Consider the following 14,076-nt stretch of genomic DNA (forward strand, 5'->3'; position numbering starts at 1 on the left):
TGTCGGGGGGCACCCCTAGCGTCCCGCCGCGATGGACGCCCCCGCCCGTCCGGTCACCGGTCCGGACCCCCAGCTCTCGTTCGGCGAGCTCGGCACGCCCCTGTCGGCCGTGACGTTCGTCGTGGTCGACCTGGAGACCACGGGCGGGCCGCCCGACTCGGACGCGATCACCGAGATCGGGGCGGTCAAGGTGCGCGGCGGCGAGATCGTCGGGGAGTTCGCGACGCTCGTCGACCCGGGCGTCGCCGTGCCCCCGCAGATCGTCTCGCTCACCGGCATCACCACGGCGATGGTCCGGGACGCCCCGCGCCTGTCCGCGGTGCTGCCGGGCCTGCTGGAGTTCTGCGCCGGGGCGGTGCTCGTGGCCCACAACGCGCCGTTCGACGTCGGGCACCTGCGCGCGGCGTGCCGGCGTCACGGGCCGTCGTGGCCGCGCCCGGCGGTGGTGTGCACGGCACGGCTCGGACGCCGCGTCCTGTCCCGCGACGAGGCGCCGTCGTGCCGGCTCTCGGCCCTGGCGGCGCTCTTCCGGGCGGGCACGCGCCCGATCCACCGCGCGCTGGACGACGCGCGGGCCACCGTCGACGTCCTGCACGGGCTGCTCGAGCGCGTCGGCGGCCGCGGCGTGTCGACGCTCGAGGACCTCCTGGCGCTGCAGGTCGAGGTCAGCCCGGTCCAGCGCGCGAAGCGTCACCTGGCCGACGCCGTCCCCGAGCAGCCCGGCGTCTACCTGTTCCGCGGGCCCGGCGACGAGGTGCTCTACGTCGGCACCAGCGGCGACCTGCGACGACGCGTGCGCTCCTACTTCACCGGCGGCGACAAGCGGGCGCGCATCAAGGAGATGATCGGGCTGGTCGAGCGGGTCGACTGGGTGGTGTGCGCCCACGCCCTCGAGGCCGAGGTCCGGGAGCTGCGCCTGCTCGCCGGGCACGCGCCCCGCTACAACCGGCGCTCCCGCTTCCCGCACCGCGGCTGGTGGGTGGCGCTCACCGACGAGCCCTTCCCCCGGCTCTCGGTGGTCCGCACGCCGCGCGCCGACGCCGTCGGGCCCTTCGGGCGCCGTCCCGACGCCGTGGCCGCCGTCCAGGCCCTGCAGGACGCCCTCCCGTTGCGGCCGTGCACCCAGCGCATCCCGGCGCGCGGTGCGTCCGGGACGCCGTGCGCGCTGCACGAGATGGGCCGGTGCGGGGCGCCGTGCGCGGGCCACGTGGACGTCGCGGCCTACCGGCCGGTGGTCGACGACGCCCGGGCGCTGGTCCGCGGTGCCGACGACACGGGGCTGCGCCGGCTCTCGGCGACGGTGGGTGACCTCGCGGCCGCCGAGCGCTTCGAGGACGCCGCGGCCCACCGCGACCGCCTCGCCGACCTCGCCGCCGCCCTCGGGCGCGTCCAGCGCCTCTCCGCCGTGGCCGCGGCGCCGGAGATGATCGCCGCCCGCCCGGACGGGGAACGCGGGTGGGACCTCGCGGTCGTCCGGCACGGCCGCCTGGCGGCGGCCGGGCGGGCCCGTCGGGGCGTGCCGCCGATGCCGGTGGTCGAGGCGCTCGTGGCCTCCGCCGAGACCGTGCGCCCCGGCGACGGCCCCTTGTGCGGCGCGCCGCCCGAGGAGGTCGCCGTCGTCACCCGCTGGCTCGAACGGCCCGGGACGCGGATGGTCCGCACCACCACCCCCTGGGCGATGCCGGCCGCGGGGGCCGGCGCCTGGGCCGGCTGGGTCGGGCGGGCCCGCGAGGCGCGGCGCGAGCCTGCGGGGGCGCCGGGCGAGCCGCCCTAGACTCGCGGCACCCGGGGCCGGGCGGCCGGTCCCCGAGCCACACCCGAGCGACGAGGAGGGCCCGTTGATCACGGCCTTCGTGCTGGTCCACGCCGACGCCGACCACATCCCCGAGACCGCCCAGGCCATCGCGGACCTCGACGGCGTCGCGGAGGTCTACTCCTGCGCCGGCGACGTCGACCTGGTCGCGGTGGTCCGCGTCCGGGAGCACGAGCAGCTCGCGGACGTCATCGCCGGCGGGCTGAGCCGCGTGTCCGGGGTGCGCAGCACCTCCACGCACATCGCCTTCCGCTCCTACTCCTCGAGCGACGACGCCTCGGCGTTCTCGATGGGACTCGACTAGTCACGCACGGCGCGGGCGACCGCCGACCAGCGCTCGAGCAGCGCCGCGGCGGCCCCCGAGTCGACCGCCCCGGCGGCGCGGCGCATCCCGGCCGCCACGCCGGCGTGCAGGTCGGTCATCGCCGTGCCGGTGACCGACTCCTCGTGGGCGGCCAGCGCGGCGCCGGCGTTGAGCAGCACCGCGTCGCGGATCGCGCCGGGCTCGCCGGCGAACACCGCGCGGGCCACCGCGGCGTTGTGGGCGGCGTCCCCGCCCCGCAGCGCCCCCGGGCCGGAGACCGGCACGCCCAGCGCGGTCGGGTCGAGCGTCTCCACCCGCACCCCGCCGGGCCCGGCGTGCCAGACGGTGGTCGTCGTCGCGGTGGTGACCTCGTCGAGGCCGTCGTCGCCCCGCACGACCACGGCGCGGTCCCCGCGCGCGGCGAGCACCTCGGCGAGGATCGGCGCGAAGCGCACGTCGGCGCACCCGATCAGCGCCGCGCCCGGGCGGGCAGGGTTGGTCAGCGGGCCGAGCAGGTTGAACGCGGTCGGCACGCCGAGCTGGCCGCGCACCGGGCCCGCGTGGCGCATCGCCGGGTGGAAGACCTGGGCGAAGCAGAACCCGATGCCGACCTCGGCGACGCAGCGGGCGACGGCGTCGGGACCGAGGTCGACCGGCACGCCGAGGGCCTCGAGGACGTCCACCGACCCGCTCTGCGACGACGCGGCGCGCCCGCCGTGCTTCACGACCCTGGCGCCGGCCGCCGCCATCACGACGGCCGCCATGGTCGAGATGTTGACGGTGTGCGCGCCGTCCCCGCCGGTGCCGACGATGTCGACCACGGGGCCGGGGACGTCGACGGGCCGGGCGTGGGCGAGCATCGCCGTCGCCAGCCCCGCGATCTCCGGCGCCGTCTCCCCCTTGGCCCGCAGGGCCACGACGAACCCCGCGACCTGCGCGGGCGACGCCTCGCCCGACATCACCTGGTCCATCGCCCACTCGGTGTCGTCCGCGGCGAGGTCGTGGCCCGCCAGCAGGCGCCCGAGCAGGCCCGGCCAGCTCGGGACCTCTGCGACCGGCGTCCCCACCGCGGCCGTCACCCGCGGACGGCGGGCGCGGCCCGCTCCCGCAGGACGGTGGCGACGGTCTCGGCGGCGGTCACCGGGTCCAGCGGCTGCACGAGGACGGCGTCGGCCTGCGACCAGGTCGCGAGCCAGTGGTCGTCGCGGCGCCGGACGACGACGATGATCGGCGGCGGGTCGTCGCTCTCGTTCTTGATCTGGCGGCACACCCCCATCCCGCCGGTGGGCTGCGCTTCGCCGTCGAGGACCGCGAGATCGATCTCGCCGGCGTCGAAGGAGCCGAGGACGTCCCCGATGCTCTCCGCCTCGACGAAGCGCAGTCGCGGGAGGTCGGGCGCGGGGCGGCGCCCCACTGCGCTGGAGATGGCCTCGCGCACCTCCGGACGATGGCTCATCACCACGACCGTGAGTGTGGGGCTCGGGGCGCTCATGGGGCGGATGCTATCCGGCGGGCCCCACGGGCACCGAGCCCCACGACCACCCGCCGCGCCACGCCCGGCGATCGGTACGACGAATCGACGTACGACGACGGGTAGGAGAACCTGCAGGTGAGGGGCGTGCAGGTCGCGGAGGGTGCGGACCGTCCCCCGAACACCGCACGATCCGCCCTCGCCCCGACGGGCTGGTGTCGGGCGGAGGTGTCATCATGACGCCCGTGACGACCGCCCAGGGTGCGCCGGCGCCTTCCTTCAGCGCGAGGATTCACTCCCTCAACCGGCCCAACGTCGTGAGCGTGGGGACCATCATCTGGCTCTCCAGCGAGCTGATGTTCTTCGCCGGGCTGTTCGCCATGTACTTCGTCGCGCGTGCGAACGCCACGGAGGGATGGCCGCCCGAGCCCACCGAGCTCGACGTGCCGTACGCGCTGGTCAACACGATCATCCTCGTGGCCTCGTCGTTCACGTGCCAGTACGGCGTGTTCGCGGCGGAGCGCGGCGACGTGTTCGGCCTACGGCGCTGGTACGCGATCACGTTCGTGATGGGCACGATCTTCGTGCTCGGGCAGGTCTTCGAGTACCACACCCTCGTCACCGAGCACGCCACGACGATCTCCAGCAGCTCCTACGGGTCCGTCTTCTACATCACCACCGGATTCCACGCGCTGCACGTTACGGGCGGCCTGATCGCGTTCATCCTGCTCATAGCACGCACGTTCCTCAGTCGGTTCACACCGGCGCAGGCCACGGCGGCGATCGTCGTCTCGTACTACTGGCACTTCGTGGACGTGGTCTGGATCGGCCTGTTCGCGGTCATCTACTTCATCCGCTGACCCGTGTCGGCGACCCCGCAAGGCCCGCAGGACCAACCGCACCACCACCGAGGAGAGCTCGAGGTTGGGCACCCGATGAGTGACGAGAAGCCGCGACCCGCCCCCACCCGGGCACGTCGCGGGACGAAGATGCGCCGGCGCCTGTCCGGGATGCTCGCCCTGGGCGTCGCGCTGGTCGCCGTCGGCGGCCTCTACACGGTGTTCACCCCGGAGCCCGACCAGGCACTCGCGGCGGACCCCGCGATCGTGCGCGAGGGCCAGCAGATCTACGACAACTCCTGCATCACGTGCCACGGCACGAACCTGCAGGGTGTGGAGGGCCGCGGCCCCAGCCTCATCGGCGTCGGCGAGGCCTCGGTCTACTACCAGGTCTCCACCGGCCGGATGCCGCTCGCGGCCCAGGGTGCGGTCGCCGAGCGCAAGCCCCCGCGCTTCGACGAGGCCCAGGTCGACGCCCTCGGGGCGTTCATCCAGGCCAACGGCGGCGGTCCGGTGACGCCCGAGGAGAGCGGCGAGGCACTGCGTGGCCGGGACCTCGGTCGCGGCGGCGAGCTGTTCCGCCTCAACTGCGCCTCGTGCCACAACTTCACCGGCCGCGGCGGCGCGCTGTCCCAGGGCAAGTTCGCGCCGAACCTCGACCCGGCGAGCGAGTCGCAGATCTACGCGGCGATGCTCTCGGGTCCGGCGAACATGCCCACCTTCGCCGACACGCAGCTCTCCCCCGAGGAGAAGCGCGACATCATCGGCTACATCAAGTCGGTGGGCGCCGAGAACCCCGCGAAGGACCCCGGCGGCGTCGGGCTCGGAGGCTTCGGCCCCGTGCCGGAGGGCGTCGTGGCGTTCTTCGTCGGTCTCGCCGCCCTCATCGGTATCTCTCTGTGGATCGGATCCCGCCAGTGACCCGCCCCGATCAGAGCGCTGACGCGCCCACGCAGTCCCACGACGGCCCGCGCATCCCGTCGGACGACGAGCTCGCCCGGATGAGCACCGAGGACCTCGTCCGTCTGGGCAACCAGATCGACGACCTCGAGGTCGTCTCGAACCGTGAGCGGTTCCCCGTGCCCGGCACCCGCGCCGAGCGGCGGGCCGAGCGCCAGGTCGCGGGCTGGTTCATCATCGCCGCCCTGGCGGGCGTCGCCTTCCTCGTGGCGTTCATCGCCTGGCCCTGGGAGTACCGGGGGCCCGGCGAGGAGGGCGGTGTGCTCTACGCCCTCTACACGCCGGTCATCGGGTTCCTCTTCGGCCTCTCGGTGTTCGCGGTCGGCATGGGCGTGATCGCCTACTCGAAGAAGCTCCTGCCCGAGGACCTGACGATCCAGCAGCGTCACGACGGCCGGTCCTCCGAGATCGACCGCCGTACCGCGGCCGCCCGCCTCGTCCAGACGGGTCAGCAGAGCGGCATCACGCGCCGCAAGCTCGTCTACCGGTCGATCGGGGCCGCCGGCGGCGTGCTCGGCCTCGGTGTGCTGGTCGCCGCGTTCGGCGGGCTCGTCAAGAACCCGTGGAAGGAGGGGCCCAACTCGCCCCTGCTCATCACGGGGTGGCACTCCGAGGACGGCGAGCGCGTCTACCTGCGACGGGACACCGGCGAGTCCGAGCAGGTCGTGCTCGTGCGGCCCGGCGACCTCGCCCCGGGCGCCATCGAGACGGTCTACCCGTTCAAGGAGTCCGAGCGCGAGAACCCGGAGGAGCTCGCCGAGGTGCTCCATTCCGCCGACTCGCCCGTGATGCTCATCCACCTGCGGCCCGACGTCACCGTGATCAAGCGGGCCGGCCAGGAGGACTTCAACTACGGGGCGCTGTTCGCCTACTCCAAGATCTGCAGCCACATGGGCTGCCCCACGTCGCTGTACGAGGACCAGACCAACCGCATCCTCTGTCCCTGTCACCAGTCGCAGTTCCAGGCGAACGAGTACGCCAAGCCCGTCTTCGGCCCGGCGACCCGTCCACTGGCGCAACTGCCGATCGCGGTGGACGATCAGGGGTATCTGTACGCGCGCAGCGACTTCATCGAACCGGTGGGTCCGGCGTTCTGGGAGCGAAGCTCATGAGTGCGATCACCACACCCACCCGCAAGGGCGGCGGCACGGCGATGAAGCTCGTCGGCACCGCCGCTGACGAGGCGGACAGCCGGTTCCACCCCGCCGGGCCGCTGCGTCGTCAGATCAACAAGGTCTTCCCCACGCACTGGTCGTTCATGCTGGGCGAGATCAACATGTACGCCTTCATCGTGCTGCTGATCTCGGGCACCTGGCTGGCGGTCTTCTACGACCCGTCGATGACCGAGGTGACCTACAACGGCGTCTTCCAGCCGCTGCAGGGCGTCTCCATGAGCCGGGCGTACGAGTCGACGCTGGACATCTCGTTCGAGGTCCGCGGCGGCCTGTTCATCCGCCAGGTCCACCACTGGGCCGCGCTGCTCTACGTCGCGGCGATGATCGCGCACATGATGCGGACGTTCTTCACCGGAGCGTTCCGCCGCCCCCGCGAGACCAACTGGGCCCTCGGCGTCGTCCTGCTGCTCACGGGCATGATCGAGGGCTTCATCGGCTACTCGCTGCCCGACGACCTGCTCTCCGGCACCGGCATCCGCACGGGCGTCTCGGCGATCGTCATGTCGATCCCCGTGATCGGCACCTGGCTGCAGTTCGCCATCTTCGGCGGCGAGTACCCGGGCGACATCATCATCCCGCGCCTGTACATCGTCCACGTCTTCCTGCTGCCCGGGATCATCACCGCGGTCATCGCGGTGCACGTGGCGCTGGTGTGGTTCCAGAAGCACACCCAGTTCCCCGGCCCCGGCCGCACCGAGCGCAACGTCGTCGGCGTCCGCATCCTGCCGACGTTCGCCACCAAGGCCGGCGGCTTCACCGTCGTCTCGGTGGGCCTCATGGCGGCGATGGGCGGCCTGTTCCAGATCAACCCGATCTGGAACCTCGGCCCGTACAACCCGGCCAAGGTCTCCGCGGGCTCGCAGCCCGACTGGTACATGGCCGTGTTCGACGGCGCCGTCCGGCTGTGGCCGTCGTGGGAGATGTACCTGTTCGGCCGGTACACGATCCCAGCGATCTTCTTCCCGGCCGTGATCGGCATGGGCATCCTCACCACGCTGCTCGCGCTCTACCCGATGATCGAGCGCAAGCTGACCGGCGACGACGCCCACCACAACCTGCTCCAGCGCCCGCGTGACGTTCCCGTGCGGACGGCCACCGGGATGATGGCCATGGCCTTCTACTTCTGGCTGGTCGTGGCGTGCGGCAACGACATCATCGGCTACACGTTCGACATCTCCCTGAACGTGATGACGTGGATCGGGCGCATCGGGCTGCTCGTGCTCCCGCCGCTCGTCTACTTCGCGACCTACCGCATCTGCCTGGGCCTCCAGCGCAGCGACCGCGAGGTGCTCGAGCACGGCATCGAGACCGGGCACATCAAGCGCCTGCCGCACGGTGAGTTCATCGAGGTGCACCAGCCGCTGGGTGGCGTCGACGAGCACGGCCACGCCGTCCCGCTCGCCTACCAGGGCGCCAAGGTGCCGAAGCGCATGAACGACCTCGGCTCCGCGGGCCAGCCCCTCAAGGGCGGCTGGTTCCGTCCGGACCCGGCCGACGAGCAGGAAGCCCTCACCGGCGGTCACGGTGGCGGCGACCCGATGCAGGTCGAGCCCGGCGAGCAGCGCGAGCTCGCCGGCCGCCCGGACGCCGGGCGCCCGCGCGACATCCAGGAGTAGGTCGGAGCACGTCCGCACGACACGGGCCGGGAGCGTCATCGACGCTGCCGGCCCGTTGTCGTTACTGGCCCTCCTCAGTGCACCGCTGGTGCAAGCCCTGCGTCCACGCTGGCACTGGACGCCAGGATCGCCACAGCGTCGCGCGAGCGACAGGCCGAGGACGGCGCTGGGGGCGCGTGAGCGGCTCCGGGGACCCCACCGGGGGACCGAGCCCGCCTCACAGGGCATCTGACGCCCGCTCAGCTCGCTCCTGGGAAGGGGCACAGGGTGCCCACGGGGTCCGCAGGGGTCAGAGACGCGACCCTCGGGCCGCTCCACCGTCGCCGCGGCAACCCGCCGGGCCCGGGCCTCGATCAGCAGGCGGAAACGCACCGTCCGGGCGTCAGTGCCGGTGCCTTTCGACCTGGTGATCTCCCGACCAGACGCGCCTCGACGGCAGCGTCGCCCCGGAGCGGCACGACCTCGTCGGCCAACCTCCCAGCCCCCGGCGGCGTGGGCCCGGGGCGGTTCGGGATCGACTGCCCGGCTGGCGAGCTCGGACAGGGCGCGCCACCGTGCCGTCGGACCGTTTCCTGAGGACACGGTTCGCGCGAACCTCTCGGCACCTGCGGACGCGCGCCCCGTCCCCCCTAGCACGAACGCGCCGTTCGCGCGCATAGAAGCAGCGAACAGCGCGTTCGCTGCAACGACCAAGACACACCACAGCCCCGCTCCGACGGGCGGAGCGGGGCTGTGAGGGCCTGCGAAAGCGACTAGTGCGCCGACGGACCCGCGTGGTACTCGAAGACGAGGCCGCAGATGGCGATGATGAGCGCGACGCCGGCGAGGACGATGAGCCACCACTGCCACAGGGCGATGCCGAAGCCCGTGAGGGCCGTCCCGCCCGCGACCGCGATGGGCCAGTAGCTCCCGGGGCTGAAGAAGCCCAGGTCGCCTGCGCCGTCGGACACCTCGGCCTCGGGGTTGTCCTCGGGACGCTCCTCGAGCCGCCGGGCGACGAAGCGGAAGTACGTGCCGACGATGAGGGTCAGGCCGCCGGTCAGCGTCAGGGCGACGATGCCGACCTCCTCGCCCGAGAGGATGCCGTACACGATCGCGCAGACGAAGCAGAAGACCGTGAGGATCTCGAAGATGCGGGATTCGACCTTCACCGGGTCCTCGCTCTCGACAGGGTGGGGCGGGCGGTCACTTGAACGCCTGCCGGGCGGTCGGGTCCGGGTTGGCGGGCTGCGTGGTGATCGACTCGGGGTTGCAGAGCTCGCCGCAGTTCATCGCCGCGAGGGCGGCGTTGGTGGTGAAGCCCTGGCCCGTCTGCGGATCGATCCGCTGGCGGATCTGGAGGAACTGCTCGAACAGGGCCGGCGGCAGCGCCCGGACCTCGAAGTTCATCATCGAGTGGTAGGCGCCGCAGAACTCCGCGCAGCGGCCGACGAAGGCACCGGGACGCTCGATCCGGTCGATCACCCAGGTGTTCTTCTGGTCGTTCTCCTCCGGGTACGGCATGACGTCGCGCTTGAAGAGGAACTCCGGCACCCAGAAGGAGTGGATGACGTCCTTCGACTCCTGGGTGAACGCGATCGGCCGGTCGGTGGGCAGCACCAGGATCGGCACGGAGCTCGTGGTGCCGACGACGGAGGCCGGGAGCCCGTTGGGCGCGATGGTCTGCGGGTAGCCGAACTCCCAGTTCCACTGGAACCCGGTGATCGTCACCTGCAGTTCGTTGCCCTCCGCTTCGCGGTCGACGACGTTCTGCACGACGACCGTGAAGTAGAAGAGCACCGCGACGATCACCAGCGGCACGACCGTGAGCACGAGCTCGAGCGGCAGGTTGTACTGGAACTGGCGCGGCAGGTCCGAGGCGCCGGCCTTGCGGCGGTGGAACGCGACGGTCCAGGCCGTGGCGCCCCACACCAGCGCGCCGACGATCAGGGCGGCGACCGCGGACCAGGTCCACAGCGTGCGCATGTCCGCGGCCTCGGGCGTGACGCCGACCGGCCAGCCGAAGCGGAGGACCTCCTCCACCGAGCACCCGGAGGTGGTCACCGCCACGACGACGGCGGCCGCAGTCAGACCCAGGACCCGGCGTGCGCGCCCGGTGCGGGCCCGGGGCGGCGTCCCATCTCGGCGCACTGCTGCTGCCTTCCTCCTCGCACGGTGCACGCCCTCCGACCAGGGGCCGAGGACGGCTCCGGACGGTGCGGCGAGCGGCCCGGCGACCCGGGCCCCGACGTCGGAGCGGAGACTATCCGAGCGAGCCACTACGCGCTGTCGGAGGGGCGCGCGGGGTGTCACGGAGCGGCGCACCCGGGTCGTCATACTGAGCGCATCCCGCCCCGCCGGGGCGGCGGCGGTGGCCCCGGAACCGGAGGTGTCAGCGGACGCGTGTGCGGCCTGATGGGATTGATCACGCCCGGCGGTGAGGGCGCGGCGCGCGCCGACGCGGTGCGGGCGAGCCTCGAGTGCATGCGCCACCGCGGGCCGGACGAGTCCGGCGTGTGGCACGACGACGACGTGGCGCTGGGGTTCAACCGGCTCTCGATCATCGACGTCGAGAACTCGCACCAGCCGCTGACGTACGCGAGCGATCGCTACCGCATCGTCTTCAACGGCGAGATCTACAACTACCTCGAGCTGCGCGAGGAGCTCGCGCGCGACCACGGCGCCCGGTTCGTCACCGACGGGGACACCGAGGCCATCGTCGCGGCCTACGACGTCTGGGGCCCCGACGCGGTCCGCCGCCTGCGCGGCATGTTCGCGTTCCTCATCTGGGACACCCACGAGCGCGTGCTCTTCGGCGCCCGCGACCCGTTCGGCATCAAGCCCCTCTACGTCTCCGCCGGCCCGCACGGCGTGGCGTTCGCCAGCGAGAAGAAGAGCCTGCTCGAGCTCGCGAAGAGCCTCGGCGAGCCGACCACCGCGCCCGACCCGACCGCGCTGCAGCACTACCTGCAGCTGCAGTACGTGCCGGAGCCGCTCTCGCTGCACCGCTCGATCCGCCGCGTCGAGTCGGGGACATGCTTCACCGTCTCCCCCGGCGAGCCGATGTCGACGGAGCGCTACTTCGTCCCGACCTTCGACGAGAAGCCGGTCGACGACGAGGCCCGCGTGCACGCCGAGATCACCGAGGTCCTGCGCGACTCGGTGGCCAAGCACATGCGTGCCGACGTCACCGTGGGCGCGTTCCTCTCCGGGGGCATCGACTCGACGGTCATCGCCGCGCTCGCCAAGGAGCACAACCCGGACCTCATCACCTTCACCACGGGCTTCGAGCGCGAGGGCTACTCCGAGGTCGACGTCGCTCGCGAGTCGGCCGAGGCGATCGGCGTGCGGCACGTCGTCCGCACCGTCACCGCCCAGGAGATGATGGACGCGCTGCCGCTCATCGTCTGGTACCTCGACGACCCGGTGGCCGACCCCGCGCTGGTGCCCCTGTGGTTCGTGGCGCGCGAGGCCCGCAAGCACGTCAAGGTCGTCCTCTCCGGGGAGGGCGCCGACGAGCTGTTCGGCGGCTACACGATCTACAAGGAGCCGCTCTCGCTCGCGCCGTTCGAGAAGCTGCCCGGGGCGGTGCGCAAGCTCGCCGGGTCGCTGTCGGCGAAGCTGCCCGACGGCATGCGCGGCAAGGACCTCCTGCGCCGCGGGGCGCTCCCCCTCGAGGAGCGCTACTACGGCAACGCCCGCATCTTCCGCAACGACCAGCTCGCCGCGGTCCTGCGCGGGCACGACCCCGAGCTCTCGCACGTCGACATCACCGCGCCGCTCTACGCCGACTCGGGCTCCTGGGACCCGGTGGCGCGGATGCAGCACGTCGACCTCTTCACGTGGCTGCGCGGCGACATCCTCGTCAAGGCCGACAAGATGACGATGGCCAACTCCCTCGAGCTGCGCGTGCCGTTCCTCGACAAGGAGGTCTTCGAGGTCGCGTCGCACCTGCCGACCGACCAGAAGGTCGCCCACGGCACCACGAAGTACGCGCTGCGCCGGGCGATCGAGGGCATCGTGCCGCCGCACGTGCTGAACCGGCGCAAGCTCGGCTTCCCGGTGCCGATCCGCCACTGGCTCGCCCACGACATGCTCGAGTGGGCCCGGGAGATCGTCCGCGACTCCCAGACCGACGCGATCCTCGACAAGGCCGCGGTCCTGCGTCTCATCGACGACCACCGGGCCGGCCCCGTCGACCACTCGCGGCGGATCTGGACGATCCTGGTGTTCATGCTCTGGCACGGCATCTTCGTCGAGGAGCGCATCCGCCCCGCGATCCCGGAGCCGAACTACCCGGTGTATGCGTGAACGTGCCGGACGTAACGGTGCGGTCCCTCTGATGGCGGCTTTCACCTAGGGTCGAACGTTGGTCCGAAGGACGTACCGCCAGCGAGAGGCATCCATGGACGTACTGGGAATCGGCAACGCGATCGTCGACGTGTTGTTCCGCAGCGACGACGACACCATCCGCGGGCACGACCTGCCCAAGGGCGGGATGACGCTCATCGACGAGGCCCAGGCCGAGAAGCTGTACGCCGAGGCGAGCGACACCACCGAGCGCTCCGGGGGCAGCGTCGCGAACACCATCGCCATCGCCGCCGCCCTGGGCGCGGACACGGGCTACGTGGGCAAGGTGTCGGACGACCGCCTCGGCGGCTCGTTCACCGACTCGATCCGCTCGCACGGGGTCGCGTTCACGACGCCGGCGCTGTCCGGGAGCCCGGCCACCGCGCGGTGCCTGATCATGGTGACGCCCGACGGCGAGCGCACGATGTCGACGTTCCTCGGTGCCTGCACGGCGCTGGGGCCCGACGACATCGAGCAGGACGACGTCGCCGGCAGCACGGTCAGCCTCATCGAGGGCTACCTCGCCGACACCGAGCACGCGCGCCGGACGATCGGCAAGATCGTCGACGCCGCGGCGAAGAGCGACGCGAAGGTCGGCCTGACGCTGTCGGACGCCGGCTGTGTCGACCGTCACCGCGAGTACTTCCGCGAGCTGTGCCGCGAGAACGTCGAGATCCTCATCGCCGACGAGGACGAGGTCGCGGCGCTCGTCGGGGACGACCCGATCGAGGGCCTGCTGCGCGACAAGGGCGGCAACTGCGAGGTCGTCGTCGTCACGCACGGCCCGAAGGGCTCGACGATCTACGGCGTCGGCGGCTCCCGCCAGGAGGTGGAGGCGCGCCCGGCCGACGAGCTCGTCGACACCACCGGCGCGGGCGACGCCTACGCGGGCGGCTTCCTCTACGGCTGGACCCGTGGGCTCGACGTCGGGACGGCCGGCCGGATCGGCTCGGTCGCCGCGTCGCACGTCGTCGCGCAGATGGGGGCGCAGCCGCCGGAGGACCTGCGGCAGAAGGTCGCCGCGGAGGTCCCCGGCCTGTAGGGCCCCGGACACACGGCGGCCCCGGACCTCGAGCGAGGTCCGGGGCCGCTGTGGTGTCGGATCAGTTGAAGCTGTCGCCGCAGGCGCAGGACCCGCCGGCGTTGGGGTTGTCGATCGTGAACCCCTGCTTCTCGATGGTGTCGACGAAGTCGATGACCGCACCCTGCAGGTACGGCGCGCTCATGCGGTCGACGGAGACGGTGAGCCCGTTGAAGTCGACGTTGAGGTCGCCGTCGAGGCTGCGGTCGTCGAAGAAGAGCTGGTACTTGAGACCCGCGCACCCGCCCGGCTGGACGGCGATGCGCAGCGACATGTCGTTGCGGCCCTCCTGGTCGAGCAGGGCCTTCGCCTTGCCGGCGGCCGAGTCGGTCAGCTCGACACCGTGCGCGGCCTCGGTGACCGCGGACGGCGCGGTCGGGTTCTCGACGGTCATGGTTCTCCCTTGAGCTCCCGGGACGGACGCTGTGCACTACCCGCTGCGCACAACCCGGTCGCGGTGCCGTGTGTTCCTTCGGGGCGCCACATGA

General features: G+C 72.3%; 13 protein-coding genes. 8 read left to right on the top strand and 5 right to left on the bottom strand.

What is annotated here, in order from left to right; translation table 11 throughout:
• Positions 1-31: 31 nt before the first annotated feature.
• Both ACQPYN_RS19395 and ACQPYN_RS19400 read left to right on the top strand, forming a co-directional pair.
• Positions 32-1,774 carry a DEDD exonuclease domain-containing protein gene (locus tag ACQPYN_RS19395; RefSeq protein WP_433026248.1) on the top strand — a complete coding sequence of 581 codons (1,743 nt, stop codon included), beginning with the start codon at positions 32-34 and terminating at the stop codon, positions 1,772-1,774.
• Positions 1,775-1,838: 64 nt separating this feature from the next.
• Positions 1,839-2,117, top strand: coding sequence for an Lrp/AsnC family transcriptional regulator (locus ACQPYN_RS19400; protein WP_274190212.1), 279 nt, complete (start codon positions 1,839-1,841; stop codon positions 2,115-2,117).
• Here ACQPYN_RS19400 and trpD read toward each other — a convergent pair.
• Both trpD and ACQPYN_RS19410 read right to left on the bottom strand, forming a co-directional pair.
• Complete coding sequence (gene trpD / locus ACQPYN_RS19405) at positions 2,114-3,196, bottom strand: anthranilate phosphoribosyltransferase (RefSeq protein ID WP_433026251.1); 1,083 nt, start codon at positions 3,194-3,196, stop codon at positions 2,114-2,116. The two genes, ACQPYN_RS19400 and trpD, sit on opposite strands and share 4 nt — an antisense overlap.
• Entirely contained in the window at positions 3,193-3,609 is a 417-nt protein-coding gene (locus ACQPYN_RS19410; protein WP_433026254.1) for a hypothetical protein, read from the bottom strand. Before ACQPYN_RS19410 ends, trpD begins: the two co-directional genes overlap by 4 nt.
• A gap of 215 nt (positions 3,610-3,824) precedes the next feature.
• Here ACQPYN_RS19410 and ctaE point away from each other — a divergent pair, with 215 nt between their 5' ends.
• From ctaE to qcrB, 4 genes are all read left to right on the top strand, one after another.
• On the top strand, positions 3,825-4,448 hold the full coding sequence (ctaE, locus tag ACQPYN_RS19415; protein ID WP_274190215.1) for an aa3-type cytochrome oxidase subunit III: 624 nt from the start codon (positions 3,825-3,827) through the stop codon (positions 4,446-4,448).
• A 75-nt stretch (positions 4,449-4,523) separates the two neighbouring features.
• Entirely contained in the window at positions 4,524-5,348 is an 825-nt protein-coding gene (qcrC, locus tag ACQPYN_RS19420; RefSeq protein ID WP_433026257.1) for a cytochrome bc1 complex diheme cytochrome c subunit, read from the top strand.
• Complete coding sequence (gene qcrA, locus ACQPYN_RS19425) at positions 5,345-6,499, top strand: cytochrome bc1 complex Rieske iron-sulfur subunit (RefSeq protein WP_433026260.1); 1,155 nt, start codon at positions 5,345-5,347, stop codon at positions 6,497-6,499. Before qcrC ends, qcrA begins: the two co-directional genes overlap by 4 nt.
• Positions 6,496-8,178 carry a cytochrome bc1 complex cytochrome b subunit gene (gene qcrB / locus ACQPYN_RS19430; RefSeq protein WP_433026263.1) on the top strand — a complete coding sequence of 561 codons (1,683 nt, stop codon included), beginning with the start codon at positions 6,496-6,498 and terminating at the stop codon, positions 8,176-8,178. Before qcrA ends, qcrB begins: the two co-directional genes overlap by 4 nt.
• Before the next feature lie 752 nt (positions 8,179-8,930).
• Here the strand turns inward: qcrB and ACQPYN_RS19435 are convergent.
• Together ACQPYN_RS19435 and ctaC are read right to left on the bottom strand one after the other, a co-directional pair.
• Positions 8,931-9,329: a cytochrome c oxidase subunit 4 gene (locus ACQPYN_RS19435; RefSeq protein WP_274190219.1), complete on the bottom strand. Its 399-nt coding sequence runs from the start codon at positions 9,327-9,329 to the stop codon at positions 8,931-8,933.
• Positions 9,330-9,363: 34 nt separating this feature from the next.
• On the bottom strand, positions 9,364-10,308 hold the full coding sequence (gene ctaC / locus ACQPYN_RS19440; RefSeq protein ID WP_433026267.1) for an aa3-type cytochrome oxidase subunit II: 945 nt from the start codon (positions 10,306-10,308) through the stop codon (positions 9,364-9,366).
• Between the two features lie 252 nt (positions 10,309-10,560).
• Between ctaC and asnB the strand changes: the two genes are divergently transcribed.
• Together asnB and ACQPYN_RS19450 are read left to right on the top strand one after the other, a co-directional pair.
• Positions 10,561-12,468, top strand: a complete 1,908-nt coding sequence (gene asnB / locus ACQPYN_RS19445) for an asparagine synthase (glutamine-hydrolyzing) (RefSeq protein ID WP_433026270.1) — start codon at positions 10,561-10,563, stop codon at positions 12,466-12,468.
• A gap of 94 nt (positions 12,469-12,562) precedes the next feature.
• The gene (locus ACQPYN_RS19450; RefSeq protein ID WP_433026273.1) at positions 12,563-13,549 is read left to right on the top strand and encodes an adenosine kinase; all 987 of its coding nucleotides are present in this window, start codon (positions 12,563-12,565) and stop codon (positions 13,547-13,549) included.
• Positions 13,550-13,610: 61 nt separating this feature from the next.
• Here ACQPYN_RS19450 and ACQPYN_RS19455 read toward each other — a convergent pair whose 3' ends face one another.
• Entirely contained in the window at positions 13,611-13,982 is a 372-nt protein-coding gene (locus ACQPYN_RS19455; protein WP_274190223.1) for a HesB/IscA family protein, read from the bottom strand.
• Between the last annotated feature and the right edge of the window lie 94 nt (positions 13,983-14,076).

Source organism: Actinomycetospora sp. CA-053990, from assembly GCF_050948445.1.
Classification (GTDB): Bacteria; Actinomycetota; Actinomycetes; order Mycobacteriales; family Pseudonocardiaceae; genus Actinomycetospora; species Actinomycetospora callitridis.